This is a genomic window from Acinetobacter sp. UBA1496 (genome assembly GCF_002324975.1).
GTDB lineage: Bacteria > Pseudomonadota > Gammaproteobacteria > Pseudomonadales > Moraxellaceae > Acinetobacter > Acinetobacter variabilis.
On the sequence record NZ_DCRI01000095.1, the window covers coordinates 1 to 26,006 of the forward strand.

Consider the following 26,006-nt stretch of genomic DNA (forward strand, 5'->3'; position numbering starts at 1 on the left):
AATAGTGCGTAAGTCCTAAATAAATTTCTTTTTATATAAAATTACTCTTTTTTAGCATTAGCTTGGAACATAAGACCACTACTGATCACAAAATTAATTGAATTAAAAATCATCTTATGGCAAAAAACTCTCTACAATAACAACTCTATTTAACCGCTTGAAATTTTCAGGACTTTTACTGATGAAAAGATCTTTCCTGACCGCATTAAATTTTGCTACTACACTTGTTTTAGGTGTAGCGAGCAGCTCTGCTTTAGCGATTGAATATTATAAATGGGTAGATGCCAAAGGCGTGACTCACTACACTAAAACCCCGCCTCCTAAAAATGCCAAGCACAAAAGCAAAGTAGAAACCTATGGCTGGACCAATTCCGCGCCTACACCATCAAGAACAACCGAAAATGAGAACCAGACCGAAACGGGTAACTCAAATTCATCTGCACCTGTGCCTGTCGTTTCTGAAAATGAGCAGCAACAGCGTGAAGCCAATGAAGCTTTACAACGTGGTCAGTCTGAGCGTGTAGCTTTCTAATCATACTCGTCTGTCAATTTAGATTTTTCCTGCAGAATCCCATCCGCAAAATTCACTTTTAGGTGTGTTTTGCGCTATGCTGTGCCCTATATTTTTTTAACCGTTCTCTTGTATTACGTATATGACTACTCACATTGACTCAGAATATCAAGCCAGTGCGATTGAGCCTCAAGTCCAACAGGACTGGGAATCTCGCAAAGCCTTTAAAGTTGCCGACACTGTAGAAGGTCCACGTCGTTATATCCTCTCGATGTTCCCTTACCCAAGTGGCAAACTGCATATGGGTCATGTGCGTAACTATACCATTGGTGACGTGATCAGTCGTTTCCACCGTTTAAAAGGTGAAACTGTATTACAACCAATGGGCTGGGATGCTTTCGGTCTTCCTGCGGAAAACGCTGCAATTGCACACCAGGTCGCTCCTGCAAAATGGACGTTCGAAAATATTGATTACATGCGTAATCAGTTGAAAAAACTTGGCCTGTCTGTAGATTGGGATCGGGAATTCGCAACCTGCACACCAGAATACTATCGCTGGGAACAATGGTTGTTTGTTCAGCTTTATAAAAAAGGCCTGATCTACCGTAAACTTTCTACAGTGAACTGGGACCCAGTAGACCAGACAGTTCTTGCCAATGAACAGGTTGAAAATGGTCGCGGCTGGCGTTCAGGCGCATTGGTTGAGAAACGTGATATCCCAATGTATTACTTCCGCATCACTGATTATGCGCAAGAATTACTGGACGATCTTGAAACGCTGAAAGACGGCTGGCCACCACAAGTCCTGACTATGCAACGCAACTGGATTGGTCGCTCACAAGGCATGGAAATCACTTTCCCTTCAGCGAATCCGGAATTTTATGCAGACGGTTTAACTGTCTTCACAACACGTGCCGACACTCTAATGGGTGTGACTTATGTTGCAGTGGCGGCAGAACATCCAATGGCATTAAAAGCTGCGGAAAACAATCCTGAACTTCAAGCCTTCATTGAAGAATGCCGTATGGGTTCTGTGGCAGAAGCGGATCTTGCGACTGCTGAGAAGAGAGGCATGGCAACAGGTTTTTCTGTAAAACACCCTGTAACAGGTGAAGAAGTTCCTGTCTGGATCGCAAACTACGTGCTTATGTCTTACGGTTCAGGTGCGGTGATGGCAGTGCCTTCACACGATGAACGTGACTTCGAATTTGCCAATAAATATGGCTTAACCATCAAGCAAGTGATTGATGCCAAAGGTGCTGATGATAGCGAGTTTGATGCAAAACAATGGCAAGAATGGTACGGTTCTAAAGAAGGTAAACTGGTTAATTCAGGTGAATTTGATGGTTTAGATTTCCAAGGCGCATTTGATGCTTTCTTGGCAAAACTAGAACCACAAGGTCTTGCCAACGTGAAAGTTCAATTCCGTTTACGTGACTGGGGTGTTTCTCGTCAACGTTATTGGGGTTGTCCAATTCCAATGATCAACTGTGACAAATGTGGTCAAGTGCCAGTGCCTGAAGATCAACTGCCTGTGGTACTTCCAACTGATGTTGTGCCAGACGGTTCAGGTAACCCGCTGAACAAGATGCCTGAATTCTACGAAACCACTTGTCCTTGCTGTGGTGGCGATGCGCGTCGTGAAACAGACACGCTAGACACATTCGTAGAATCTTCTTGGTACTATGCACGTTATGCATCTCCAGACTTTACCGATGGCATGGTGAAACCTGAAGCAGGTCAAACCTGGCTTCCAGTAAACCAATACATCGGTGGTGTTGAACACGCAATTCTGCACTTGCTCTATGCACGTTTCTTCCACAAATTGATGCGTGACGAAGGCGTGGTACAAGGTAACGAGCCGTTCACCAACTTGCTCACTCAAGGTATGGTGCTTGCGGATACTTATTACCGCGAAGCGGAATCAGGCAAGAAAACCTGGTTCAATCCTGCCGACATCGAACTTGAGCGTGACGAGAAAGGCCGTATCACTTCTGCGAAATACAAAGGTGATGGTCAGGACGTCATCGTTGGCGGTCAGGAAAAAATGTCGAAATCGAAAAACAACGGTATCGACCCGCAAGCGATTATTGACCAATACGGCGCAGATACTGCACGTGTGTTCATGATGTTTGCTGCACCACCAGATCAATCACTTGAATGGTCTGATGCCGGTGTTGAAGGTGCAAATCGCTTCCTGAAACGTGTATGGCGTTTGGCAACAGGTTTCCTTGAAAAAGGTAATACTGCGACTGAATTCGATAAAGCCGCTCTTTCTACAGCTGCACAAGATTTACGCCGTAAGACTCACGAAACCATCCAGAAAGTGGGTGATGACATTGAACGTCGTCATGCATTCAACACTGCCATTGCAGCGATGATGGAGCTATTAAATGCGAACAACAAGTTTGAAGCGAAAGATGACAATGACGTTGCTGTAGCGCGTGAATCGATCACTACGCTTTTAATTTTACTTGCGCCATTTGCACCACATTTAAGTCAAACTTTATTGGCTCAGTTTGGAATCGAGTTAACTCAAGCGCAGTTCCCACAAGTGGATGAATCTGCATTGACTCGTAATACCCAAACCATCGTGGTTCAGGTCAACGGTAAACTTCGTGGCAAACTTGAAGTGTCTGTGGATGCATCTAAAGATGACATTCTTGCTCAAGCCAAAGCATTGCCAGAAGTTCAGCAATTCTTGACTGGCCCAACCAAGAAAGAAATTGTGGTACCGAATAAGCTAGTGAACTTGGTGGTTTAATTTAATTCCCCTAAATCCCCCTTTACAAAAGGGGGACTTTCCACTTCAAATAAAAAAATGAAGTCTCCTCCCTTTTTTAAAGGGAGGTCGGGAGGGATTAAATTAACCTATCCCTAACCATCTCCTTGTAGGAGAGGGAAATTCCTTCACCCTTTGGGAGAAGGTCAGGATGAGGGAAAGGATTTCACAATTCCAAACAAAGCCCGTTGCCAGCCAACGGGCTTTGACTTTACAATTCGGTTCAGGATTTCAAATATTTCCCTAAGGGAAAAAGAGGATACTCATGCATTTAGGCAAATGTTTAGCAGCAATTGTTTTAACTTGTGGTCTAAGTGCAGGCCTCGTTGGCTGTGGCTTTCATTTAAAAGGAACCAATCCGAGTTCCGCACCTGTAGCTTACTCAGTCATGAGTCTGGCCTTGCCTGACAATACTGAAGATCTTCAGGAAAAACTAGCCGTTTATCTGGGTGCTGCCGGAGTACAGCTGAGTAATGCACCTAATGCTTATGTCTTACGTGTCCTAGATTACACCCCTCGCCGTCTAGAATTGAATGGCAAACTGGTAGAAACCTTATTGCGTCTGAATGTTACTTTCCGAATTGAAGATGCACAAGGCAATCCGGTGACTGAACCTCGTACAGTAATCGCGACCCGTACCTATCAATATGATATTGAAACCGTGAATACGGATGACCAGGAACAAAAATTCTTAAATCAGGTCCTGATTGATGATGTGGCCCAGCAGATTGCCCGTCAAATTTCATCGAATCGTTTGCCATTGGCAAAACCAGAAACTTCGACTCAACCAGCCAAATAAGACGACCCAATGAAACTTGATTACCTCCAGGCATTAAAACGTGTCAATGAAGCTCGCGGTGCCTGGGTGTTGCATGGTCAGGAACCTTTGCTGGAACAGAATCTGGTAGATGCCTTTCGTAGCAGCTGGAAAGGCCGTGAAGTTGAACGCCAGCGTTATGATATTAGCTCTGCCTCTGACTGGAAAAATGTCTTCAATGCTTTAAACAGCCTGTCATTATTTTCTAGCCAATTGGCAATTGAAGTGCATGGCAATATCAAACCGGATGCCAGTGGTCTCAAACTGTTAAAAAACTATCTGCAACAGGACAGTGACAACCTGCTATTGGTAGTCATGCCGAAGCAGGATGCCAGCAGCCTGAAATCCAGCTTTTTCCAGACCATTGATGCCAATGGCGTAAATGTATCGCTAGTGGCCAACTACCCAAAAGATCGTCAACAGATCCTCGGAATTGAAGCGGAAAAACTAGGAATTAAGCTGGCCAATGACGCCTGGCAATGGTTAGAGCAGCATCATGAGCACAATTTGCTGGCAGCCAAAAATAGCCTGATGCGAGTGGCGGATACTTTTGCTGAAGTAGATATTATCCAGATTGACCATCTACATGCCTGTTTGCAGGACCAGTCCCGTTACAGCACCTATGACCTGAGTGATGCCTTATTAAATGGGAATCTGGCGCAATCAATTAAGATTTTCCAGTATCTGATTGCATCAGGCGAGCCAATGAGCCTGATTTTGTGGAGTATCAGCAAAGAAATGCGTCTATTGATGCAATTATTTGAACAGCCACAAAATGCCTTACAAATCGGTATCTGGAAAACCAAAGTTAGCCTATATCAACAGCCTTTACGTCGACTTAGCCCACAAACCTTTTTAGCTTGGCCGGCCCTGTTATTAAGAATTGATGCTTCTATCAAAGGGTTGGGGCATGAAAACCCTGAACATTTGGTGCAGCAAGCCATTGCCAGCATGTGTGGCAAAACTTTATTTCATTAATTGCTTAATCATCAGATAAATAAAATAATAATCATTCTTATTTGTTAAAAAAATTCACGATTTATCCTTAATTCGCTTTTATAATCACCCACATATCTCTGACTTAGATCTGTTCACTATGCCAAAAATAAAACCGTCCAAACTGATCATGGCAGTAGTCATTGCCATTGCACTTATAGCCACCGGGTGGTATTTCCTCAAACCTGAACAACAGCCAACACAATACATTACTGCTGAGGTGACTCAGGGAGATATTGAAAACTCGGTACTGGCAACAGGTGTACTGGAAGCCACCAAAATGGTCAGTGTCGGTGCCCAGGTTTCGGGTCAGGTTAAAAAAATGTATGTGCAACTTGGCGATCAGGTCAAACAAGGCCAACTGATTGCCCGAATTGACTCTGTTCGTCAGGAAAATGATTTAAAGACTGCTGAAGCCAGTATTAAAAACCAGATGGCACAGCTTGCCGTGAAACAGGCCAACCTCGCTAAGGTGGAAGCCGAGTATAAGCGTCAGCAAGCCATGTATGCACAGGATGCGACTTCCCGTTCAGAGCTGGAATCAGCCTTGGCAAGTTATAAGACAGCACAAGCGGACATTACTGCAATTAATGCACAGATCGAACAGTCACGTTTAACTCTAGCCACTGCGAAAGAAGATCTCGGTTATACCCAAATTGTGGCGCCAATGGACGGAACCATTGTAGCGATCGTGACTGAAGAAGGTCAGACTGTAAACGCCAATCAAAGTGCACCAACGATTGTGAAACTGGCGCAGCTGGATACCATGACCATTAAAGCGGAAATTTCTGAAGCCGATGTGATGAAAGTTCAGGAAGGTCAAAGTGTTTACTTCACCACTTTAGGTGACAGTGAAACCAAACACTATGCAACATTACGTCAAGTTGAACCTGCACCGGACTCGATCAATACCGAAACCAACAGCACATCGACTTCATCATCAAGTACTGCGGTGTATTACAACGCCCTATTTGATGTACCGAATGAAGATGGTAAATTACGTATTGATATGACTGCTCAGGTTTACATCATTTTAGATGAAGCGAAAAATGTGCTGACTATTCCTGCCGCAGCGGTGCAAACCTCAAACCGTCCGCAGCGCCGTGCACAAAGTTCCGATAGCGATACAACACAAGCCAATAATGCTGCCGCTCCTGCTGATGCGAAACAAGGTGAAAATAAAACGGATCGACCTAAACGCTTAGAACTCACTGAAGCAGAAAAAGCTTTGGTTAAACAAGGAAAAGCAACTGTATCGATGGTTCGTGTATTACAAGCAGATGGTTCTGCAAAACCTCAACCTGTATTAATTGGTCTGAATAACCGCGTCACAGCTCAAGTCATCCGCGGCTTAAATCAAGGCGATAAAGTGGTGATTGCAGATGGTTCAGATACTTCAAATGATTCAGCTAAACGCAGCAACCGTGGTGGTGCTGGCGGCCCAATGAGAATGTAATTATGAGTCAAAATCAAACACCTCTACTTGAGGTTAAGAATCTGACTCGTGAATTCCCCGCCGGTGAAAGCACTGTTCAGATTCTTAAAGGGATTAATCTTGAGATTTATCCCGGTGAATTAGTGGCAATCGTAGGTCAGTCGGGTTCAGGTAAATCAACCTTAATGAATATTTTAGGTTGCTTGGACAAACCCACCAACGGTAGCTACAAAGTTAAAGGACGTGAAACCCGTGAGCTTGAGCCTGATGAATTAGCTCAATTGCGTCGTGAGTATTTCGGCTTTATTTTCCAGCGCTATCACTTATTGGGTGATTTAAATGCTACGAGCAACGTTGAAGTACCCGCAATTTATGCCGGTGCCGATGCGACCGAGCGTAATGCTCGTGCCAAGCAATTACTGACCGATCTAGGACTGGGGGACAAAACCCAAAACCGTCCGAGCCAACTGTCTGGTGGTCAGCAACAACGTGTATCGATTGCTCGTGCCTTAATGAACGGCGGTGACGTGATTCTTGCCGATGAACCCACCGGTGCACTGGACAAGAATAGCGGTATTGAAGTGATGCGGATTCTGCGTGAGCTGAATGCCAAAGGTCATACCATTATTCTGGTCACGCACGATCATAACGTGGCAAAAAATGCGACACGTATTATAGAGATTTCAGACGGGAATATCATTTCAGACAAACCGAATGTGCCTGAAGTTGATGATGGTTTCGAGAAAGAAAATCTGGTTCGAAATGAACAAAAGAAAATCTCGAGCTGGCGTTCTGCAGTAGACCGTCTCGGTGAAGCTTTCCGTATGGCCTTATTGGCCATGAATGCACACCGGATGCGGACCTTCCTGACCATGCTCGGCATCATTATCGGGATCGCGTCGGTGGTTTCAGTCGTTGCCCTCGGTAATGGCTCACAAAAGCAGATTCTGGAAAATATCAGCAGTCTTGGGACCAATACCATTACCGTGTTCCAAGGCCGGGGCTTTGGGGATAATTCCCGAACTGCACAAGTGAAAACCTTGATTCCTGATGATGCTACTGCCCTATCGGAACAACCTTATGTCGATGGTGTCAGTCCATCGGTCAACAGTAGTGTCACCGGACGCTTCAAAGAGATCGAAGCATCGACCACGGTCAACGGTGTCAGTGAAGACTTCTTCTATGTCAAAGGTATGAACTTCGAGTCAGGTCAGCCCTTTGATAAAGAAAGTGTGACCGAACAAGTTCAGGACGTGGTGATTGATAGCAATACCAAAAACACTTTCTTTGCGGATGGCACTAATCCTGTCGGTCAAGTCATTCTATTGGGTAGTGTACCGAGTCGGGTGATTGGCGTCATTGAAGAACAAAAAAGCATGATGGGCAACTCAGACAGCCTGAATGTGTATTTGCCTTATTCAACCGTCATGAGCCGTATGCTGGGACAATCCAATGTACGCAGTATCATTGTGCGTATTAAAGATGAATATCCAAGTGCGGCTGCGGAAAATGCCATTTTAAGCCTATTGGTACAACGCCATGGTGCTCAAGATGTGTTTACGCAAAACTCCGACAGTATTCGTGAAACCATTCAAGAAACCACTCAGACCATGACGCTTCTGGTTTCGGCTATCGCCGTCATTTCCCTAGTGGTCGGTGGTATTGGTGTGATGAACATTATGCTGGTTTCCGTGACTGAACGTACTCAGGAAATCGGGGTACGGATGGCGGTCGGTGCGCGCCAAAGCGACATTCTGCAGCAATTCCTGATAGAAGCTGTTCTGGTTTGTATTCTGGGCGGTATCTTAGGCGTATTGCTGTCACTCGGTATCGGTCAGCTGATTACGCATTTTGCTGGAGGAACCTTCCAGATGGCATACTCAACCACATCGATTGTCGCGGCCTTTGTCTGCTCAAGTCTGATCGGTATTGTGTTCGGCTTTATCCCGGCACGTAATGCAGCCCGTTTGAATCCGGTCGATGCACTTTCTCGAGAATAAGGAATCTGATATGCATACTCTTACCAAACTTGCCAGTGCCCTGATTCTAGGGAGTTCATTGGTCGGCTGTGCGGCCGTGGTGAAAACGCCGTATGAACAACCTGCTGTACAGGTACCTAATAACTTTCAAAACAGTAAAGCTGTAAGTCAGCAAATTCATGCTGATATTCTCGCAGATCAATGGTGGACTCTATTTAAAGATCCCCAATTAAATAGTCTGGTGAATGACGTACTGGCAGCCAATAGTGATCTGGCCGTGGCCGGGATCAATTTGCAGCAAGCCCGTATTCAAGCCAGACAGACACAAAGCCAGCAAAGTGTACGTATCAGTGATGCTGGTTTAACCACACGTAGAAGCTTTGATCTGGAAAATGGCAGCAGTTCATCCGGTTTTGGGGTTAATTTCCCTGGCTTAAGCTATGAACTGGATCTGTTCGGTAAACTGGCCAATCAGACTGAAGCAGCGCGTTGGGAGGCCCTGGCATCTGAAGAGGACTTACAGGCGACTGCACAAAGTCTGATTGGTACGACTGCTCAACTGTACTGGCAGCTGGGTTATCTAAATGAACGTTATAGCGTGGTTCAACAAAACCTGGCGACTGCACAGCGTACGTATGATCTGGTCAATGTCCAGTATCGTGCCGGTGCAGTGTCTGGTCTCGATCTGACTCAAGCTGAACAGGCCATTCAAAGCCAGCAAGCGACCTTAAGCCAAATTGAACAGCAGCGTGTGGAAACACGTACGGCACTGGCAGTACTCATGAATATGCCTGTGCAACAGCTTTCGATTCAGGAACCTCAACGTTTACCGAATATTGCCTTACCGTCGATTGAAGCTGGCTTGCCTGCTAGCCTTCTCTCCCGCCGTCCTGACTTGAGAGCCACTGAACTGCGTTTGCGTAAAGCCTTGGCCAACAAGGATGCCAACAAGGCCAGTTATTATCCTTCGATCAGCCTGACTGGCAGCCTAAGTACTGGCGTAGGCACCAGTTCATCATTGTCAGATGCACTTAAAAATCCGGTGGCGACCTTAGGCGCAGGACTCAGCCTGCCATTCCTGCAATGGAATGATATGAAACGTGATTTACAGGTGAATGAACTGGAATACGAAAAGGCAATTATCCAGTATCGTCAGACCATGTACGAAGCTTTTGCCGATGTAGAGAATGCCCTGTCTAATCGCACTGAACTCACCAAACAGGTTGCGTTACAACAACGTAATGTTGAACTGGCTGAACGTACAGAACGTTTGACTGAAGTGCGTTATCGTAATGGTGCAGTGGCATTGAAAAATCTGCTGGATGCACAAGAGACTACACGTAATGCCCGTCTGTCTTTGGTGCAAACCCGACAAAGCCAATACAATGCTTATGTGACCCTGATGCAAGCTTTGGGGGGTAGCCCGATCAAGCAACTGCCTTAAGCAATACATTTAACTCAATAAAAAACCGCTGTTAGTCAGCGGCTTTTTTTGAAGTTTACATATGCAGATAAGCATTTACATTGTTGAGCTGTTCAATAGAAGGCTCATGTCCTAACAGACTGCCTTTTTCCAGCCATTGACGGGCAATTGCAATATCACGTTCTACACCAATGCCTTTGGTATATAAGCACCCCAGATGACTATAAGCATCGGCATTCACCTGCGCAGCCGCTTTACGATAGCACTGGATTGCCTGATCCAAATTGGCTTCAATACCAATTCCTTGTTCCAAAGCTTCACCTAAAGCATTTAGTGCGAGACCATTATGCTGGCTCGCAGCCTGTTGCAGATACTTCAGTCCTAAAGCCGTATCTTGCTCCACCTTCTTGCCCTTTAAATGCATCATGCCCAATTCGGCCTGTGCTTGTGCATTTCCCAATTGAGCTGCCTGATGCAGATAACGTTTGGCCTGTTCCTCATTCACTGCAAAGACTGGATAAAAATCACTATAAGCCTGATACAAATACCAGGCAGCCTTACTTGAACCTTTCGCCACCGCCTGATTCAAATATTGAATTGCTTTTTCTCGTGTCGGTAGTGGATATTCAGGCAAGCCATAAAAACGTCCCACTATATAAATCAGATCAGCTTCAGACTGTGCTGCAAGTTGCTCTTGCTGTGCGATTGCCTGAATCATTTGGGTAGCTTTAGTCGTATCTTTGGCTACCCCCACTCCGTTTAAATAGCAGAGTGCCCGACCCATATGACTAAATCGATGACCAGGATCGCTTTGCAAGGCATGTTGATAGAGTTCAAATGCTTTCTCCGGTTCATGTGCGACCAGATAGGATTCAAAATATAGTGCGGCAATCAGACTCAAGGCCTGAGGATGCTGAGTTTGTGCTGCTTCAGACCAGTAACGAAATGCCATGGTTTCATTTTTTTGCACATACCAACCATGAAAATAGGCCAGACCGATCAGAGTTTTGGCCTGTGCATCTTTATGTTCTTTAGACTGCTGTAATAGATGCTGAAACACCCGTTGACGTTGATCAGGATCAATAGTGCCGAGTAACACGCCAGCATAGTAATCATATAAACCACTCTGATCACCAAGATGAATACAGCGTTTAATGAAACTCAAAGCCTGCTGTTGATCTTTGGGCAAGATTTTGCCATTTGCATAGGCTTCGGCAATATCCTGATTGGCTGCCAAGTGATCCTGCTGTGCTGCCAGAAACAGATAATGGATCCCCAAACTTAAATCTTGCGCTGCACCATCTGCCAAATAATATTGGGCTAACTGATACTGTGAATTGGCATGTCCCTGCTCGGCATTTCGAATTAACAGTTGCAGACGTTGCTGTTCTGCAGTGTCATGATCAGATTCGGACAGCTCAGTGATGCGATACTGCGCATCCAGATGACCGCGCGCGACCGCATACCGATACCAGTACAAGGCTTTTTCAGGATTATTTAATTGGTATTGATGACCATCATAGATCTGACCTAAATGATAGGCTGCATCTTCCCCACCTAAACTATAAGCTTTTTCAAGAAAGCTAATCGCTTTTTCCGTGCTCTGCTCACGCCCCTGTCCGTTTAAATGCATCAAGGCCATACCCACATAAGCCTGTGGCAATTCCTGCTGCTGGGCCAGCCCCTGATAAATTTGATAGGCGCGTTCATAATCCGGATAATGTGGATCCGTACTTAGACGGGTTGCATATTTCAATTGAGCATCAATCTGCTCAATCCATAGATCATGATGCACGGCTTTGGCCTGATCACGTTTCACCGGATCAGGACGTTTCCACATCCAGATTGCTAAAGCCCCAATCCCCAAAACCAGCACTAGCAAAAACCACATAGCTGCTCCAAAACCAAAAGATTGTTTTTGTTATATGTATAAAAATTCATTTTAAACTTAGCATAAAAAAAAGCACAAATTGTGTGCTTTTTTTGTTGACTCAATTAGGCTTTCAGTCTTTTGCTATCAAGCTTTTTCAATACTTCCGATACCGCAACCATGGCGAAGCTAGAAGTCACTACCACTGCAGAACCATAACCACCACAGCGCAAGCCTGCGCTTGCACAAACATCTGCACTCGAGAATGGATTATCGATAGAGTAGACGCAAGTGATCCCAAATTTTTCTTTTGGCTTTTTACGGATGCCTTTAGCACGTAATTGCGCACGTAATTTTGCAAGCATTGGATCCTGTTCGGTTCTGGATAAATCGGCTACCCGGATTTTTAACGGATCCAGTTTACCGCCTGCTCCACCGGATACAATCAATGGAATCTTGTTAAAACGGCAATGCAGCATCAAGGCAAACTTTGCTTTGACGTCATCGATACAGTCCAGAATGATGTCAGGATTTCCTGACAGAATTTCTTTCACATTTTCTGGCGTCAGATAATCATCAATCAGATTGATTTTAATTCGAGGATTAATCGAGCGGCAGCGTTCTGCCATGATCTCGATTTTTTCACATCCCAGTGTTGCGGTCATGGCTGGTAACTGACGGTTAATATTCGATGCTGCGACCACATCCATATCGACCAGTGTGAGCTCGCCAATCCCGGTACGTGCCAGTGCTTCGACTGCCCATGAACCAACACCACCAATTCCGATCACCATCACATGACTGTTTTCATAATGATGAAAGCTATCGTCACCATAAATTTTGGCTACACCCGCAAAGCGGCGGTCATACTCATCATCTTGAAGCAGATCAGTCATAGGTCATCAATAGCAAGAAAAACACCAGAGTATTTTAGCAAAATCATGGGCACTTTACTGCCACTAAAATCCAGATACAAAATCAGTCAAAAAAGCCTTCTTGCGCCATCGCTAAAACACGTAAAATCGATCAAATTACAACCATAATAAACTTCACAATATTTCAATTAGGATTACCTTAAAGGGAGTCAGATCAGCATGCTATTTAACGCCCTTTTTGCCCTGATGGTTTTACTGTTCCTGCTCTATCTTTACGGTTTAACCTTTAAAAAGCAGAAAAACTATTATCTTAGTATCATGATCCGTATCCTGACTTTGGGATTATTTGCCTTGATTATTTTGGATCAATATGAAACCCAGACCCATCTTGCTCTGGTGCTTCTGACCTGGGTACTGTTTGAGAGTAGTGAAAACTTTTATCGCAAGAAACTTTCTGCGAGCAAATAAAAAAGAGGCTTTCGCCTCTTTTTCACTGTTCGGATTATTTATTCATAATGAAGAAATATTCACGATAATATTTCAGTTCAGCAATCGAATCACGAATGTCATCCATGGCTAGATGCGAAGCATTTTTCTTCAGGCCACTCATGATTTCAGGACGCCAGCGTTTTGCCAACTCTTTTACTGAAGATACGTCCAGATTACGGTAATGGAAATACTGTTCCAGTTCAGGCATTAAACGGTGCAGAAAGCGACGATCCTGACAGATCGAGTTACCACACATAGGCGATACTTTTGGATTCACCCATTTTTTCAGGAATTCAATGGTTTCACGTTCTGCATCCTGAGCAGTCAATTTACTGCGGCGTACGCGCTCAATCAGGCCAGACTGACCATGCTGGCGAGTATTCCACTCGTCCATCGCATTCAGGATACGGTCAGATTGATGCACAGCTAGCACGGGCCCTTCGGCAAGAATATTTAGGTTATCGTCCGTTACAATCGTGGCAACTTCAATAATCTGGTCATTGTCTGTATCCAGACCTGTCATTTCCAGGTCAATCCAAATCAGGCGGCTATCCGGGGTGCTGCTCATAAATGTGCAATCTTATTAGGCTATAAAACATTTATAGTAGCAAATTTATTACGTCGATGCTGTAACTGACACCCCGCTTCATGCTATTTTTGCCATCTCGCTCCCATGGTTTTTTAGGATTTGAATGGCTTTAATACGTAAACGTCGTTTAACTGAACAACAACAACGTCGTATTCAAAAACAGCATAAAACGCGTCAGGAAGAGATCGATACCTCTCAAGACCTGGAAGGGCTGGTCGTGCAGCATTATGGCCGCCAGCTTGAAGTCCAGGCCTTGTCCGTACCTGAACAGCATCCTGAAAAACCGGTCGTGGCTGAAGGCGAACCTGAGCCCTTCTGGAAGCCGATTGAACTGGGTAGTGTCTGGCGCTGCCATACCCGAACCAACCTGGAATTGCTGGTAACAGGCGACCGAGTCAGATGGCAGGCTGATCCAAATACCGGACTCGGCATTATTACGGCGATTCATCCGCGCACTTCTTTGCTGACCCGTCCTGACCGTTACCACAAGGTTAAACCGGTTGCCGCCAATATTTCCCTGATTGTGATTGTGTTTGCGCCATTGCCTGAACCAGCTCCGGGTCTGATTGACCGTTATCTGGTGGCTTGCGCAGATGCAGAGATTCCAGCGCTTTTAGTTCTGAATAAATCAGATTTGCTTAAGGAAAATGATCCAATTCTGGATTTGCTTAAAGAATATAAAGATCTGGGTTATGAAGTGATGCAAACCCAGTCCGATGGCGATCTGACAGAACTGTCCGCTCGTCTGAATGAGGAAACTGTAGCGTTTGTCGGTCAGTCAGGTGTCGGTAAAAGCACGCTGATTAATGCGATCGTCCCGGATGCTGCACAGAAAACCAATGTCATTTCTGAAAACTCAGCACTGGGGCAACATACCACGACCTCCACACGTCTGATTTCCTTTGGTGATGGCGCTGCTCTCATCGACTCACCGGGAATCCGTGAATTTGGTCTCTGGCATCTGACCTTGGACAAAGTCCAAAGCGGTTTTCCGGAAATTGAAAATCTGCTCGGTCACTGCCAATTCCGTAACTGCACCCATAAACATGAAAAGCAGTGTGCCTTACGTCAGGCAGCATCAACAGGGGAAATTTTGCCGCGCCGACTGGACAGCTATTTACGTTTAATTGACGAAATTAACGAAGCGCAGCAAAAAAATTAATTTTCTTAAGGCTTAGCCCTTGAAGCGGTGATTTTGATCACCATATTTATGAGCTATACTCTTGGCAATTTTAAAATTGTAATTAGGTGAATTGTGGAACGTTGGTTCGAGTTTATGGGGAATCACCCCTTCTTGTTTGGAACACTCGCGGTACTCGTGGTTGTATTCTTCATCATCGAAGGTCAACGTAATGGTCGCAAAATCTCTCCGCAATCGCTGGGAATTTTAGTTAAAGCAAAAAATGCCATGCTGATTGATTTACGTGATGCTAAAGACTTCCGTGAAGGTCACATCAGTGGTAGCCGTAACATTCCATATAGCCAAATTACAAAACACGTTGATGAGTTAAAAGCATCTGATCGCCCGTTGGTGTTCATTTGTAATCTTGGGCAAGTTGCAGGTTCTGCGCTTCAACAGGTAGGTCATGCAGATGCCTACCGTCTGGATGGCGGCATTACAAACTGGAAAGCTCAAGGTTTACCTTTGGTGAAAAGCAAATAATCTGCGAACAGGAGATTGATCATGGCTGAAGTTACTATCTATTCGACGACAGTATGTCCGTATTGTATCCGTGCAAAACAGCTCCTTGAGCGCAAAGGTGTTGCATACAAAGAAATTAATTTATCGAATGAAGCCCCTGAAGTGCGTCTTGAATTGATGCAACGCACCAATCATCGTACCGTGCCACAGATTTTTATTAATGAACAATTTATCGGTGGTTTTGATCAACTTTATGCCCTAGAGCGTGAAGGCAAACTAGACGAATTATTGGCTTAATCTACTAAAACCTACCTCATATCAAGGATTAAAGAATGAGTGAAGAACAACAAGCTCAACCACAATTGGCATTAGAGCGTATTTACACTAAAGATATTTCTTTTGAAGTTCCTGGGGCACAAGTTTTTACCAAGCAATGGCAACCTGAGTTAAACATCAACCTTTCTTCTTCTGCAGAAAAAATTGATCAGACTCATTTTGAAGTGGCTTTAAAAGTTGTGGTTCAAGCGACCAATGAAGGTGATACAGCGTTTATCGTTGACGTGACTCAAGCAGGGATTTTCCTGATTGATGGCGTTGAAGAAGAGCGTCTGCCATACATTCTTGGTGCTTACTGCCCGAACATCCTGTTCCCGTTCCTTCGTGAAGCGGTGAATGATATGGTGACTAAAGGCAGCTTCCCGCAATTACTGCTTACACCAATCAACTTCGATGCTGAATTTGAAGCGAACATGCAACGTGCGCAAGCTGCTGCTGTTGAAGGTCAAGCTTAATCACTTGATCTTGAAGTTAAAAAAGACCGCAATAGCGGTCTTTTTTATGGCTTATTTAAAGGCTTGATGCCCCTGCTTTTTAATCTGATCCATTTTCACTGTGAGAGTTTGGGCTTTGGTTAGCTGATTGGCTGCAACAAATTGTTCAGCTTGTTTAATCTCTTTCAATAAGTCAGTTAACAATCCCTGATAAGCCGTAACTTTCGCATCTTTGGATTTTAGCTTTTGCAGACCTGATGGTAAATTTTTCTGGCAAACTTCCACAGATTTTTGCATACCTTGCAATGCTGCCCGCGCCTCTTTGCTATCTTTGGCAGATTTGAAATTTTTTAAATGATGGTCGAGTTCATGCATATTGTCATGATAGTGACTGTCTTCTGCCATGCTCGACGTGGTGATCCCCACTGTGCCCATCACAAAAATCATGCTGATTAAAAAATTTTTAAACATCCTTATTATCCTGTATTGTTTTTATATTAAACATCTTAGTGGGAAAGTCCTGAAAGATAAATTATTTTGATCCGAATTCTTGTATCCCTTGTCATCAGACTTACATCATTAACAATTAAAGTTAAAAATAAAAACCCCTCAATAATGAGGGGTTTTCTTTGCTGAAAATTGATCTTTTAAAAAGACTTATTCTGCATCCAGCATCAGTTCAGCACTCATGCCTACTGTGTTATAACCCGCATCGACATACATGATTTCACCAGTGATCCCGTTTGCCCATGGTGAGCACAGGAACAAGGCTGCATTACCGACATCTTCAATGGTCACATTGCGTTTTAGTGGAGCCACTTTTTCATTCAGATCCAGCATTTTACGGAATGATTTAATGCCAGACGCCGCCAATGTACGGATTGGACCTGCTGAGATCGCATTCACACGGATACCTTCTGCACCCAGGCTAGATGCCAGGTAACGTACACCTGCTTCTAAAGAGGCCTTCGCCAGACCCATCACGTTGTAGTTTGGCATCACACGCTCAGAACCTTGATAAGTCAGCGTTAACAGGCAGCCTTGACGTACAGCCAGTAATGGCTTCGCAGCACGTGCCATCGCGATAAAGCTGTACGCACTGATGTCATGGGCAATCTTGAAACCTTCACGGTCGGTTACATCAGTAAAGTCACCATCTAGGGTATGTGCTGGCGCAAAACCGATTGAATGTACGACGCCATCCAGACCATCCCAGTGTTTTGCCAGTTCTGCAAATGCATTGTCAATTTCTGCATCTACTGCCACATCACAAGGAAAAACCAATTCAGAACCGAATTGTGCAGCAAAATCATCTACACGTTTTTTCAGCTTTTCATTTGGATAAGTAAAAGCGAGTTCTGCACCTTCACGATGTAATGCCTGAGCAATACCAAAAGCAATTGATAATTTACTTGCAATACCTGCGATCAAGAAGCGCTTACCCGCCAATAGTCCTTGTGCCATGTGAATCTCACTCAAAATAATTTATATGCATGATGCCAAGTCTAAAGCATTTTAGAAATTGCATAATGCGCCTTTTTTCACTGGATCATAAATTGGAATCCAGTTTCCGACCGATGTAGGGTTTTATCTTAAATCGCCAGATGTAAAGCCTGATGGGTATTTTTCCAGAGCTGCTGTGCTAGTTCATCTTGATCCATGTGCAGACTCTTGGCCAGGCCTTGCAGGACATAAGGCAGATTGGCAGGCGTATTGCGAGTTCGCTGCTCAGTAGAATGCTGGCAACATAAAGGCGTCATGTCCGGACAATCGGTTTCAAGCACCAGATATTCCGGCCCTACCTGTTGTACCACCTGATGCAGTTTTTTAGCATTCGGATTGGTGATTTGTCCTGTTATTCCAAGCTTGAAGCCCAGCTTGATAAAGGCTTTGGCTTCTTCAATCCCGCCACCAAAGGCATGGGCAATACCGCCCTGTTTAAACTGATGCTGTTTTAGAATCTGTAAAACATCGGCATGAGATTTACGGATATGCAGTAACACAGGTTTATCAAACTGCTGCGCCAGTTCCAGCTGTGCAGCAAAAAAATCTTTCTGTTTCTGAAAAAGTTCCGGCTGTTTATGCCGTTTATCGAAAGTATCCAGACCAATTTCACCAATGGCAATACAAGGCTCTGTGCTTAATAACTGCTCCAGATCCTGTAAATGCTCAGGTTGATGCTGCTCAATATAAAATGGATGCAGGCCGGGTGCCAGATGACTTTGAGGCGCATTGTCTAACTGATTAATAAAATGATGCGTCTGCAATAAATCCTTAAACCGGCTCTGTAAAAAACCAATTAAGACCAGATGCTCCACCCCTGCTGCTTTGGATGCATAAGCCAGCTGTTCCCGATCATGATCGAAATCGGGAACATCAAAATGGGTATGGGTATCAAATAACGAAACCATCAGCGTGCTTTGGCAGGAGTTGCAGGCTCGGCTTCTGAAGCAGCGTTCTCTGTTTGAGGCAGATATTCAGGTTTCAGAATGCCATTCAGCTGTTCATAAGGAATGACCAGACGTGGCAAACCCACCACATAAGGACCAATCTCATATTCGGCATATTGCAGCGCCAGTCCCTGTTTAGACAGGTAAAAATTATCTGTCAGCTTAAATTTCCAGGCCTGTTCATATTCAGCTACATCATTGGCCAGTTTGGATTCCATCACCCAGATTTTAAAAGCCTCATAAGCTTTGGCTTCGAGCTGAGCCTTTTGTTTAGGCAGAATGATATCATCCAGCTTAATCAGCTTTTTCTGCTCAAGATCAAAATTGTAGTAGGTTTGAGCAGAAGCGCCATGCGCACCACCGAGATAATGGGTACTGTTTAAGACCACAGTCGCGAGTGGATCACCAGATTGTAGAATTCTCGGTTTGATCATCAAGCTGATACTATGGCTGGCACTGAGTGCTTTCAACTCCTTATCCAGATTCAGGAAAGTCTGCATATGCGGCTGAATCTGCTGTTCAAGCTGCTGTTTTGGAGTTTTGACATTGGCTAATGCAGTTTTTGGTTCGGAAGCAGCGGCTTCAGCTTCACTTGCTGCAGATGCTTTCGCCGGTTCAATCGCATCAATAGACAAAATGCCCTGTAGCTGCTGCAGAATCTGCTGATCTATCCATTCATCGATAAATGGCTGATTGCTTTTCAATCTCTCGATAGAAATCTCAGGACAGTTTTTTCCTTCACATTCAGGCAAGGCCAGTTTCAGCTTCTCAGTATCACCACTCAGCTTCAGCACTTCAGGCTGAGCCTGTACCACTTCAGGCGCAGCAGGCTCTTTCGGCTCTTTTTCCTTAGGCTGGCAGGCACTCAGCAAAACCGCTGATGCCAATACTGACAGACATAAAACATTCTTATAATTTGACATGCATTAACCTTTGTTCAACATCATTATTTATCCTTGCAGGACCTACCTGTTAGAACATATTCTGATAAATATCCACTTTCAAGACTTGTTGTGTTTGTTCTTTGGTTAAATAGATGTCCAGTTGTTTGGCATCTTTGCTAATTTCCTGACTACGATAATGTAAGCCAATTCCTTCCTGATCGAAGAACCAGTCCGCCTGCCCCCAGTACAGTTTTTTTGGTGCTTTCTGCTGGACTTCTGCATTATTGTCCTTTAACCATTTTTGGTAAGCCTGCTGCACAATCTGATCCATCTGCAATTGCTGCTCAGGATTGATAATATCTAGCGGACTGAGTATTTTTTGCTGCACACGGTCAGCCACAAAGAAATAATAGCGTTCATTGACGCGGATATTTTCCTGAGTGCTGTCTACCCCAATTTGCATTAACACAAATTGATTGCGCTGATAAGGAATACGGGTATACAGCGATAACTCATAGGCTTTATTCAGTTTGAGCTGGGCTTGCCAGGCATCTGATTTTTTTACATACGCATTAACCGCCTGCTGCAGACTCATATCCTGCTTTAGGCCAATCTGATCCTGAATGACTTTTGCTTGCTGCTTTTCAATAGACTGGTTTAGCCAGGAATCAGCTGTCTTTAAGGTTTGAATATCCAGATTAATACAGTTTTTAGTTTCACAAAATGGCAAAGCAATATCGGCCGATTTCTCCTGGATATTCAGATAAGGCAAAACTTTGGCTTTTTCTTCAGGGGTGACTGCTGCAGATTTTTTCTGTTCCGTCACTGGCTGTTCTTTTTCATTTTTATCACATGCACCAAGTAACAAACTGCAGCCAATGACTGAACCGAGCAGGATTTCCTTACTAAACTTCATGATTTTTTAGAGATATAAGTAATGAGTCGTCTAAATGTAGCACAAAATAAAACAGCTTCCGGAGAAGCTGTTTAACATTTTCCAAGCCTGAAGGCTTAGTGTTCGCGTGTGTTACGGAATACGATATCCGGATAACGTTCCTGCATCAGCTGTAAGTTCACTCGGCTTGGTGCAAGATAAGTCAAATGACCACCACCATCAACAGATAACTGGTCATGGGCTTTTTTCTTGAATTCATTAAATTTCTTCTCATCTTCGCAAGATACCCAACGTACTGTATTGATGCTCACCGGCTCATAAATACAGTCCACCTTGTACTCTTCTTTCAGACGATACGCCACCACTTCGAACTGCAGCACACCCACAGCACCAACAATCAGGTCATTGCTGTTTTGTGGCATGAAGACCTGAGTTGCACCTTCTTCAGACAGCTCTTTCAGACCTTTTTGCAGCTGTTTTGACTTCAACGGATCTTTCAGACGGACACGGCGGAACATTTCCGGTGCAAAGTGCGGAATACCGGTAAATTGCAGTTTTTCACCTGAAGTGAAAGTATCACCGATCTGGATGGTACCGTGGTTATGCAGACCGATAATATCACCCGGCCATGCTTCTTCCAGATGCTGACGGTCACCAGCCAGGAAGGTCAAGGCATCGCTAATGCGGATATCTTTATCGATACGCACATGCTTCATTTTCATGCCTTTTTCATACTTACCTGAACAGATTCGCATGAAAGCGATACGGTCACGGTGTTTCGGGTCCATATTGGCCTGAATCTTGAAGATAAAGCCTGTAAAACCTTCTTCATCTGCCTCTACTTTACGGTCTTGAGTTGGATGCGCTTTGGGAGGCGGTGCATATTCGCTAAATGTATCCAGAACATGGTCGACACCGAAGTTACCTAAAGCTGTACCGAACAGCACTGGAGTTTGACGGCCTGCCAGGAATTCTTCACGATCTAATGGCTCATTGGCCATTTGTACCAGTTCCAATGATTCTTCAAATGCCGCCCAAGCCAGCTCACCGACTTTTTCACGTAAATCAGCGTGGTCATAGCCATCACGAACTTCGATATCAGTAATCACTGAACCAAAACCGGCTTTATAGACATAGAACTTTTCTTCGAGCAGATTATAGACACCAGCGAAGTCACGTCCTGTACCGAGTGGCCAGGTAATCGGGACACATTTAATTTTCAGGACATTTTCGATCTCATCCAGCAGCTCTAAAGGCTCACGGATTTCACGGTCCATTTTGTTGACGAAAGAAATGATAGGAGTGTCACGCATACGACACACTTCCATCAATTTGATGGTACGTTCCTCGACACCTTTTGCACCGTCAATCACCATCAGCGCTGAGTCTACCGCAGTGAGGGTACGGTAAGTATCTTCCGAGAAATCTTCATGCCCCGGGGTATCCAGCAGGTTAATCATCTTGTCCTTGAACGGGAACTGCATGACGGACGTGGTGATCGAAATCCCACGCTCTTTTTCCATTTCCATCCAGTCAGAAGTGGCTGCACGATCCGATTTACGGCTTTTCACCATACCTGCAACCTGAATGGCCTGACCCCATAACAGCAGTTTTTCTGTCATGGTGGTTTTACCGGCATCGGGGTGGGAAATAATAGCAAAGGTTCTACGAGCCTTTACCTCTCTAGCTAATTGATCTTTAAACATGAGAAAAATCTACAATATGTACACAGTTATGTACACATTTCTAAATATGTACTAAAACTGAAAAAGTGGGAATTCAAAATTGGCGTAATTGTAGCAGATTTGAATAGGATTTTACTGATTGCGGATATGTCTTGATTTATCCACAATTGAAAGTATTGTTATCTTTTTAATCTATATCTTTGCTTCGGACTTTTCGGCTTATCAGGAATGGTGCGTTTAATCAGACCAGCTTCTATTGCAGGATTTAAGTAATTCCTTTGGAATGTTGCTCGATGAGTTAATCCAACCAATTGCATCAATTCAGCTAAAGTATAATCTTCTTGCTTCATTGCCGAAAGTAAACGCTGAACTTGGTCGCTCACTTGTACGTTAACTTGAGCGGTAACATGATCGCTATCTTGAGCGGTATCAGTTGAACTAAGAATGGCATCTAAAATCATGTGTAAGATGAATTCTATAAACGGGGCTGAATCAGTACGATCTGTACTTGCTTGCAACGCTTCGTAATAAGCTTTTTGATTTTGGTAAATCAAGCTTTCAACTGGAATATTGGCAAAGATTGGATTCCATCTACTTAAAATCAATGTCTGCCACAACCTCCCCATTCGACCATTACCATCTGCGAATGGATGAATAAACTCAAACTCATAATGGAATACTGAACTTTGAATCAGTGGATGTATATCGCTGTCATTCAACCAATTAAGTAAATCAGCCATCAAACGGTTAATCTGATTCGCAGGTGGAGCCATATGCACTACTCGATCACCTGACATTACACCGACACCACCATGACGATACTGACCGACTTCATCAATTAAGCCTGTCATTAAAATTTGGTGCGCTTGTAATAGGTCTTTTTCTTGGCTTGGTTGCCACTGCTGAAATGCTTCATAGGCTTTAATGGCATTACGTACTTCCTGAACTTCTTTCGGAGGTGCAATCACAGTCTTACCATTTAGAATCGCCGTGATTTGTTCTGTACTTAACGTATTCCCCTCTATTGCAAGAGAACCTTGAATAGTACGGATACGATTGGCTTTTCTGAGTTTTAAGCTGTCCTGAATTTCCTCTAAAACAGTCAAACGCCCTATATTTTCACTGATCTGAGCAATCAGATGAATGATTTTTGAGGTGATGGTATAAGGCGGTTGGTATTTCATAATAGACCTACTTTGGTAAATTTATTTTTGAATGAAGTTCACAGCTTTCACCCCAAGCAATTAAGCGTCCTTCAAACTCAGGAACTAAAAATTCAATAAATTGATTTAAATCATGTTTATAAATTTTAAACTCTTCTGGCTGTTGAACATATTTTTTATAACGCTCTTTCCATTTACCCGAACTATCTCTCTCGTTTAATAAATCGGGTTTGCCTGTTACTTTTAAAGTAAGCATCAAATGCTTAATGTAAGCTGGATGATGTTCCATCAAGTTATGAGCTACACTCACCATATCATTAATATTGTTACCTACAACGTAACCAAATTTTGCACTTAAAATTGAGTTGACCACTGTTTTATAGGGTGCATGTAAAATGTATTTAGGTGTACTAATACCCATTAGCTCAAGCTCTTTACGGATGGAAAACCACTGAAAGTTGAATTGACTATCGGTAAGGTAATGAGTTTTTATCCATAGTTTAGTAAACTCGACCAATAATTCAGATTTAGTTTTTGATGGAACTTTTGTATCAAGATCAACCTGTTCTAGTGATTCGATATATTTCTGAACTTTTAGTTTATCTTTTTGATTCTTACTCTCTTGTAAATAACTATGACGTAAGCCTAATTTTTGCTTTAGCTTTTGATATTCAGCTTCATAATCAAAAAAGTATATTTGCTTTGTAGCTTCGTTCTGGACTAAGTTTTGGAATTCGACGAACTCAGTATTCCACTGATTAATGATTTGATTATTCTTTATTTCAGGCTTTAAATAATGACACTCTAAAGTAAAAACTTTTGTTTTAATTGATTGAGCGACTGTAGAATCATTCACTACAAAGGCATTTGCATTATTGTTGTAGTAAATATCTTGCATTGACTGCTTCTTCGCTTTTTCTGTTGGTTCAAAATGATTAAAAATCCACAGTAAGCAAGCATTGTTATCTTGATAAAAAATCTTACGATCAATAATCACATTCAAAAAAGTTGTAGAAAGTTGTCCTTCAAAAACAACTAATTGCTTTTTATATAATGAAGATACATCTGGTCTACGCCATTGCTTTAGATCAATACTTTTACGAACTTGCTCAATATGAATATCACTAAAAGCTTCATCTACTTGAAGGCTTTTATATATGTTCTCTTTCAGCAATTTATGTTGTTGAGTTTCTTTCGCAATTTGATACTTTAGAGCAGTTTTTTCTTGCTCTGATAACTGTTTGATATGCTTTACAGGACATTGGAAGTTTGGATTATTTTCCAACTCAGGAATATGTTTAAAAAAAAATGTTGCCGAGGAATTGATCTCCATGTGATCTGTACGTCTGGCAAGGGTCACTGGGGATTGGCACCAAGCGCAAGTAAAATGAGGCTTGTTTTTATCCCGTTTATATCGCTCCCTTATTTGACTACGCCATTGAGTCAGCTCCATTTCAGACTGTTGAAAGAATACATTCACATCAATCCACATATTTTGATCTTTATCAACAATATGAACCAACTTCATGTATCCCCTCAACTTGCTTATCAAGCCAACATTAATATTGCCTTTAATCTAACCTTTACTAGCCTTTTTACCAATAACATTTTTAATAATTTCAACGACTTTTTCACTTTCAAATTGAGTTTTAAAAACAACGTCTACATCATCTCTGACATTTTGAAATAAAAGTTCTGCATGTTTAATTTTACGCTGCTCTTCTTCGGATAAGGTGTAGTTTGCCTTATCTTTCGTTTCAATCGGCTTTGTTGCATAAAGATTTTAAAGATAGAGCTTTCCTAAGTTGTTTAAATTTAAGTGACAACTTGGGTGTGAGGTCGGCCGAGCTCCGTAAACTTATTTAAGATGGCCACACGTGCATGAATCTCGTTGACTTGGCTATCAAAATTCCGAGCACTGAGCTTATCGCCTAATAATTTGATGCAGTGCATCTTGGTTTCTACCAGACTTCGCTGATGGTAGCCCGACCATTTTTTCCATAGTGTCCTGCCTAAACGTTTAACAGTGCGAAGTAATTCATTTCGCTCTAGCGAATGAACTTTTGTATCTTTCCAAGGCTTCGCATTTTTTCTGGGTGGAATAATCGCATGGGCATTTCGATCTGTGATCAACTGGCGACACCGCTTTGTGTCATAAGCACCATCGGTATAAACGGAGTCAATATGCTCATCTTGAGGAATCTGATCGAGTAAATCACCAAGTACTTGTGAATCACTGACATTATTTGTCGTAAGCTGAACGGCACGTATTTGCAGTGTTTCAGCATCTATACCAATATGCAGTTTACGCCATTGCCGACGGTATTCAGGCTGATGCTTCTTACGCTTCCATTCGCCTTCACCTAAAAATTTTAAACCCGTAGAGTCGACGAGTAGATGTAACCCATCACGACTTTTCTGGTAGTTAATTTGAATATCAATATACTTTTGTCTTCTACAAAGCGTCGTGAAGTCTGGTGCTGTCCAATCTAATCCGCAAAGTTTAATTAAGCTTTGAACAAAACCAGTAACCATGCGTAAAGTGAGTCTAAATAGAGATTTGATCATCAAACAGCATTGAATCGCTATGTCGGAGTAGGTTTGACTTCGACCTTGTTTGCCTTGAGGTTCTGCATACCATTGTGTTTTTGGATCGAACCAAATGGCAATATTCCCACGATTAATGAGAGCTCGGTTATATGCGGGCCAATTGGTTGTGCGGTAGATTTTGTGTGTAGGCTTCTTCATTTG

Annotated in this window: 24 protein-coding genes; 12 read left to right on the forward strand and 12 right to left on the reverse strand. The window is 43.3% G+C overall.

Going from position 1 to position 26,006, the window contains the following annotated elements; translation table 11 throughout:
• Nucleotides 1-181: 181 nt before the first annotated feature.
• The 7 genes from B3143_RS11580 to B3143_RS11610 all read left to right on the forward strand — a co-directional run bounded on the left by B3143_RS11580 (nucleotide 182) and on the right by B3143_RS11610 (nucleotide 9,964).
• Complete coding sequence (locus tag B3143_RS11580) at nucleotides 182-532, forward strand: DUF4124 domain-containing protein (protein WP_005232144.1); 351 nt, start codon at nucleotides 182-184, stop codon at nucleotides 530-532.
• 121 nt (nucleotides 533-653) lie between these two features.
• Nucleotides 654-3,275 (forward strand): leucine--tRNA ligase, encoded by a 2,622-nt coding sequence (gene leuS, locus B3143_RS11585; RefSeq protein WP_125278761.1) that lies wholly within the window; start codon nucleotides 654-656, stop codon nucleotides 3,273-3,275.
• A gap of 283 nt (nucleotides 3,276-3,558) precedes the next feature.
• On the forward strand, nucleotides 3,559-4,092 hold the full coding sequence (locus tag B3143_RS11590; RefSeq protein ID WP_125278760.1) for a hypothetical protein: 534 nt from the start codon (nucleotides 3,559-3,561) through the stop codon (nucleotides 4,090-4,092).
• A gap of 9 nt (nucleotides 4,093-4,101) precedes the next feature.
• Nucleotides 4,102-5,088 carry a DNA polymerase III subunit delta gene (holA, locus tag B3143_RS11595; protein ID WP_125278759.1) on the forward strand — a complete coding sequence of 329 codons (987 nt, stop codon included), beginning with the start codon at nucleotides 4,102-4,104 and terminating at the stop codon, nucleotides 5,086-5,088.
• Between the two features lie 118 nt (nucleotides 5,089-5,206).
• A complete protein-coding gene (locus tag B3143_RS11600; protein ID WP_125278758.1) occupies nucleotides 5,207-6,562 on the forward strand; it encodes a MacA family efflux pump subunit in 1,356 nt (451 codons plus the stop codon).
• Between the two features lie 2 nt (nucleotides 6,563-6,564).
• On the forward strand, nucleotides 6,565-8,541 hold the full coding sequence (locus B3143_RS11605; protein ID WP_286740625.1) for a MacB family efflux pump subunit: 1,977 nt from the start codon (nucleotides 6,565-6,567) through the stop codon (nucleotides 8,539-8,541).
• A 10-nt stretch (nucleotides 8,542-8,551) separates the two neighbouring features.
• Nucleotides 8,552-9,964, forward strand: a complete 1,413-nt coding sequence (locus B3143_RS11610; protein WP_125278756.1) for an efflux transporter outer membrane subunit — start codon at nucleotides 8,552-8,554, stop codon at nucleotides 9,962-9,964.
• Nucleotides 9,965-10,019: 55 nt separating this feature from the next.
• Here B3143_RS11610 and B3143_RS11615 read toward each other — a convergent pair whose 3' ends face one another.
• Both B3143_RS11615 and B3143_RS11620 read right to left on the reverse strand, forming a co-directional pair.
• Nucleotides 10,020-11,834, reverse strand: coding sequence for a tetratricopeptide repeat protein (locus B3143_RS11615; RefSeq protein ID WP_104426618.1), 1,815 nt, complete (start codon nucleotides 11,832-11,834; stop codon nucleotides 10,020-10,022).
• Nucleotides 11,835-11,938: 104 nt separating this feature from the next.
• Entirely contained in the window at nucleotides 11,939-12,709 is a 771-nt protein-coding gene (locus B3143_RS11620) for a tRNA threonylcarbamoyladenosine dehydratase (RefSeq protein WP_104426619.1), read from the reverse strand.
• Nucleotides 12,710-12,907: 198 nt separating this feature from the next.
• On the opposite strand from B3143_RS11620, the gene B3143_RS11625 reads away from it, so the two are divergent.
• Entirely contained in the window at nucleotides 12,908-13,156 is a 249-nt protein-coding gene (locus B3143_RS11625) for a hypothetical protein (RefSeq protein WP_005232166.1), read from the forward strand.
• A gap of 34 nt (nucleotides 13,157-13,190) precedes the next feature.
• Here the strand turns inward: B3143_RS11625 and orn are convergent, their stop codons facing one another.
• Nucleotides 13,191-13,745 (reverse strand): oligoribonuclease, encoded by a 555-nt coding sequence (gene orn / locus B3143_RS11630; RefSeq protein WP_004782074.1) that lies wholly within the window; start codon nucleotides 13,743-13,745, stop codon nucleotides 13,191-13,193.
• 124 nt (nucleotides 13,746-13,869) lie between these two features.
• On the opposite strand from orn, the gene rsgA reads away from it, so the two are divergent.
• The 4 genes from rsgA to secB all read left to right on the forward strand — a co-directional run bounded on the left by rsgA (nucleotide 13,870) and on the right by secB (nucleotide 16,199).
• Nucleotides 13,870-14,928 carry a small ribosomal subunit biogenesis GTPase RsgA gene (rsgA, locus tag B3143_RS11635; protein WP_034169898.1) on the forward strand — a complete coding sequence of 353 codons (1,059 nt, stop codon included), beginning with the start codon at nucleotides 13,870-13,872 and terminating at the stop codon, nucleotides 14,926-14,928.
• A 93-nt stretch (nucleotides 14,929-15,021) separates the two neighbouring features.
• Nucleotides 15,022-15,429: a rhodanese-like domain-containing protein gene (locus tag B3143_RS11640; protein WP_005232169.1), complete on the forward strand. Its 408-nt coding sequence runs from the start codon at nucleotides 15,022-15,024 to the stop codon at nucleotides 15,427-15,429.
• Nucleotides 15,430-15,450: 21 nt separating this feature from the next.
• The gene (gene grxC, locus B3143_RS11645; protein WP_034169897.1) at nucleotides 15,451-15,705 is read left to right on the forward strand and encodes a glutaredoxin 3; all 255 of its coding nucleotides are present in this window, start codon (nucleotides 15,451-15,453) and stop codon (nucleotides 15,703-15,705) included.
• A gap of 35 nt (nucleotides 15,706-15,740) precedes the next feature.
• Nucleotides 15,741-16,199, forward strand: coding sequence for a protein-export chaperone SecB (gene secB, locus B3143_RS11650; RefSeq protein ID WP_125278754.1), 459 nt, complete (start codon nucleotides 15,741-15,743; stop codon nucleotides 16,197-16,199).
• Nucleotides 16,200-16,250: 51 nt separating this feature from the next.
• Here secB and B3143_RS11655 read toward each other — a convergent pair whose 3' ends face one another.
• From B3143_RS11655 to B3143_RS11695, 9 genes are all read right to left on the reverse strand, one after another.
• Nucleotides 16,251-16,649, reverse strand: a complete 399-nt coding sequence (locus B3143_RS11655; protein ID WP_034169896.1) for a cytochrome b562 — start codon at nucleotides 16,647-16,649, stop codon at nucleotides 16,251-16,253.
• Nucleotides 16,650-16,835: 186 nt separating this feature from the next.
• Nucleotides 16,836-17,642, reverse strand: a complete 807-nt coding sequence (locus B3143_RS11660) for an enoyl-ACP reductase FabI (RefSeq protein WP_005232173.1) — start codon at nucleotides 17,640-17,642, stop codon at nucleotides 16,836-16,838.
• A gap of 128 nt (nucleotides 17,643-17,770) precedes the next feature.
• Nucleotides 17,771-18,592 carry a TatD family hydrolase gene (locus B3143_RS11665; protein WP_034169895.1) on the reverse strand — a complete coding sequence of 274 codons (822 nt, stop codon included), beginning with the start codon at nucleotides 18,590-18,592 and terminating at the stop codon, nucleotides 17,771-17,773.
• Nucleotides 18,589-19,551: an RsiV family protein gene (locus B3143_RS11670; protein ID WP_005232176.1), complete on the reverse strand. Its 963-nt coding sequence runs from the start codon at nucleotides 19,549-19,551 to the stop codon at nucleotides 18,589-18,591. Before B3143_RS11670 ends, B3143_RS11665 begins: the two co-directional genes overlap by 4 nt.
• Before the next feature lie 49 nt (nucleotides 19,552-19,600).
• Nucleotides 19,601-20,428 carry a hypothetical protein gene (locus B3143_RS11675; RefSeq protein WP_005232178.1) on the reverse strand — a complete coding sequence of 276 codons (828 nt, stop codon included), beginning with the start codon at nucleotides 20,426-20,428 and terminating at the stop codon, nucleotides 19,601-19,603.
• Between the two features lie 95 nt (nucleotides 20,429-20,523).
• The gene (locus B3143_RS11680; protein ID WP_004782060.1) at nucleotides 20,524-22,113 is read right to left on the reverse strand and encodes a peptide chain release factor 3; all 1,590 of its coding nucleotides are present in this window, start codon (nucleotides 22,111-22,113) and stop codon (nucleotides 20,524-20,526) included.
• 158 nt (nucleotides 22,114-22,271) lie between these two features.
• Nucleotides 22,272-23,276 (reverse strand): Fic family protein, encoded by a 1,005-nt coding sequence (locus B3143_RS11685; RefSeq protein WP_005232180.1) that lies wholly within the window; start codon nucleotides 23,274-23,276, stop codon nucleotides 22,272-22,274.
• Between the two features lie 7 nt (nucleotides 23,277-23,283).
• Nucleotides 23,284-24,783 (reverse strand): DUF6035 family protein, encoded by a 1,500-nt coding sequence (locus B3143_RS11690; RefSeq protein WP_026444247.1) that lies wholly within the window; start codon nucleotides 24,781-24,783, stop codon nucleotides 23,284-23,286.
• Between the two features lie 287 nt (nucleotides 24,784-25,070).
• Nucleotides 25,071-26,003 carry an IS5 family transposase gene (locus tag B3143_RS11695; RefSeq protein ID WP_004811110.1) on the reverse strand — a complete coding sequence of 311 codons (933 nt, stop codon included), beginning with the start codon at nucleotides 26,001-26,003 and terminating at the stop codon, nucleotides 25,071-25,073.
• Nucleotides 26,004-26,006 lie beyond the last annotated feature (3 nt).

What these genes read in the sequence shown, in the direction of transcription:
- B3143_RS11580 (WP_005232144.1), top strand. Translation starts at nt 182, where the DNA reads ATGAAAAGATCTTTCCTGACCGCATTAAATTTTGCTACTACACTTGTT.
- leuS (WP_125278761.1), top strand. Translation starts at nt 654, where the DNA reads ATGACTACTCACATTGACTCAGAATATCAAGCCAGTGCGATTGAGCCT.
- B3143_RS11590 (WP_125278760.1), top strand. Translation starts at nt 3,559, where the DNA reads ATGCATTTAGGCAAATGTTTAGCAGCAATTGTTTTAACTTGTGGTCTA.
- holA (WP_125278759.1), top strand. Translation starts at nt 4,102, where the DNA reads ATGAAACTTGATTACCTCCAGGCATTAAAACGTGTCAATGAAGCTCGC.
- B3143_RS11600 (WP_125278758.1), top strand. Translation starts at nt 5,207, where the DNA reads ATGCCAAAAATAAAACCGTCCAAACTGATCATGGCAGTAGTCATTGCC.
- B3143_RS11605 (WP_286740625.1), top strand. Translation starts at nt 6,565, where the DNA reads ATGAGTCAAAATCAAACACCTCTACTTGAGGTTAAGAATCTGACTCGT.
- B3143_RS11610 (WP_125278756.1), top strand. Translation starts at nt 8,552, where the DNA reads ATGCATACTCTTACCAAACTTGCCAGTGCCCTGATTCTAGGGAGTTCA.
- B3143_RS11615 (WP_104426618.1), bottom strand. Translation starts at nt 11,834, where the DNA reads ATGTGGTTTTTGCTAGTGCTGGTTTTGGGGATTGGGGCTTTAGCAATC.
- B3143_RS11620 (WP_104426619.1), bottom strand. Translation starts at nt 12,709, where the DNA reads ATGACTGATCTGCTTCAAGATGATGAGTATGACCGCCGCTTTGCGGGT.
- B3143_RS11625 (WP_005232166.1), top strand. Translation starts at nt 12,908, where the DNA reads ATGCTATTTAACGCCCTTTTTGCCCTGATGGTTTTACTGTTCCTGCTC.
- orn (WP_004782074.1), bottom strand. Translation starts at nt 13,745, where the DNA reads ATGAGCAGCACCCCGGATAGCCGCCTGATTTGGATTGACCTGGAAATG.
- rsgA (WP_034169898.1), top strand. Translation starts at nt 13,870, where the DNA reads ATGGCTTTAATACGTAAACGTCGTTTAACTGAACAACAACAACGTCGT.
- grxC (WP_034169897.1), top strand. Translation starts at nt 15,451, where the DNA reads ATGGCTGAAGTTACTATCTATTCGACGACAGTATGTCCGTATTGTATC.
- secB (WP_125278754.1), top strand. Translation starts at nt 15,741, where the DNA reads ATGAGTGAAGAACAACAAGCTCAACCACAATTGGCATTAGAGCGTATT.
- B3143_RS11655 (WP_034169896.1), bottom strand. Translation starts at nt 16,649, where the DNA reads ATGTTTAAAAATTTTTTAATCAGCATGATTTTTGTGATGGGCACAGTG.
- B3143_RS11660 (WP_005232173.1), bottom strand. Translation starts at nt 17,642, where the DNA reads ATGGCACAAGGACTATTGGCGGGTAAGCGCTTCTTGATCGCAGGTATT.
- B3143_RS11670 (WP_005232176.1), bottom strand. Translation starts at nt 19,551, where the DNA reads ATGTCAAATTATAAGAATGTTTTATGTCTGTCAGTATTGGCATCAGCG.
- B3143_RS11675 (WP_005232178.1), bottom strand. Translation starts at nt 20,428, where the DNA reads ATGAAGTTTAGTAAGGAAATCCTGCTCGGTTCAGTCATTGGCTGCAGT.
- B3143_RS11680 (WP_004782060.1), bottom strand. Translation starts at nt 22,113, where the DNA reads ATGTTTAAAGATCAATTAGCTAGAGAGGTAAAGGCTCGTAGAACCTTT.
- B3143_RS11685 (WP_005232180.1), bottom strand. Translation starts at nt 23,276, where the DNA reads ATGAAATACCAACCGCCTTATACCATCACCTCAAAAATCATTCATCTG.
- B3143_RS11690 (WP_026444247.1), bottom strand. Translation starts at nt 24,783, where the DNA reads ATGAAGTTGGTTCATATTGTTGATAAAGATCAAAATATGTGGATTGAT.
- B3143_RS11695 (WP_004811110.1), bottom strand. Translation starts at nt 26,003, where the DNA reads ATGAAGAAGCCTACACACAAAATCTACCGCACAACCAATTGGCCCGCA.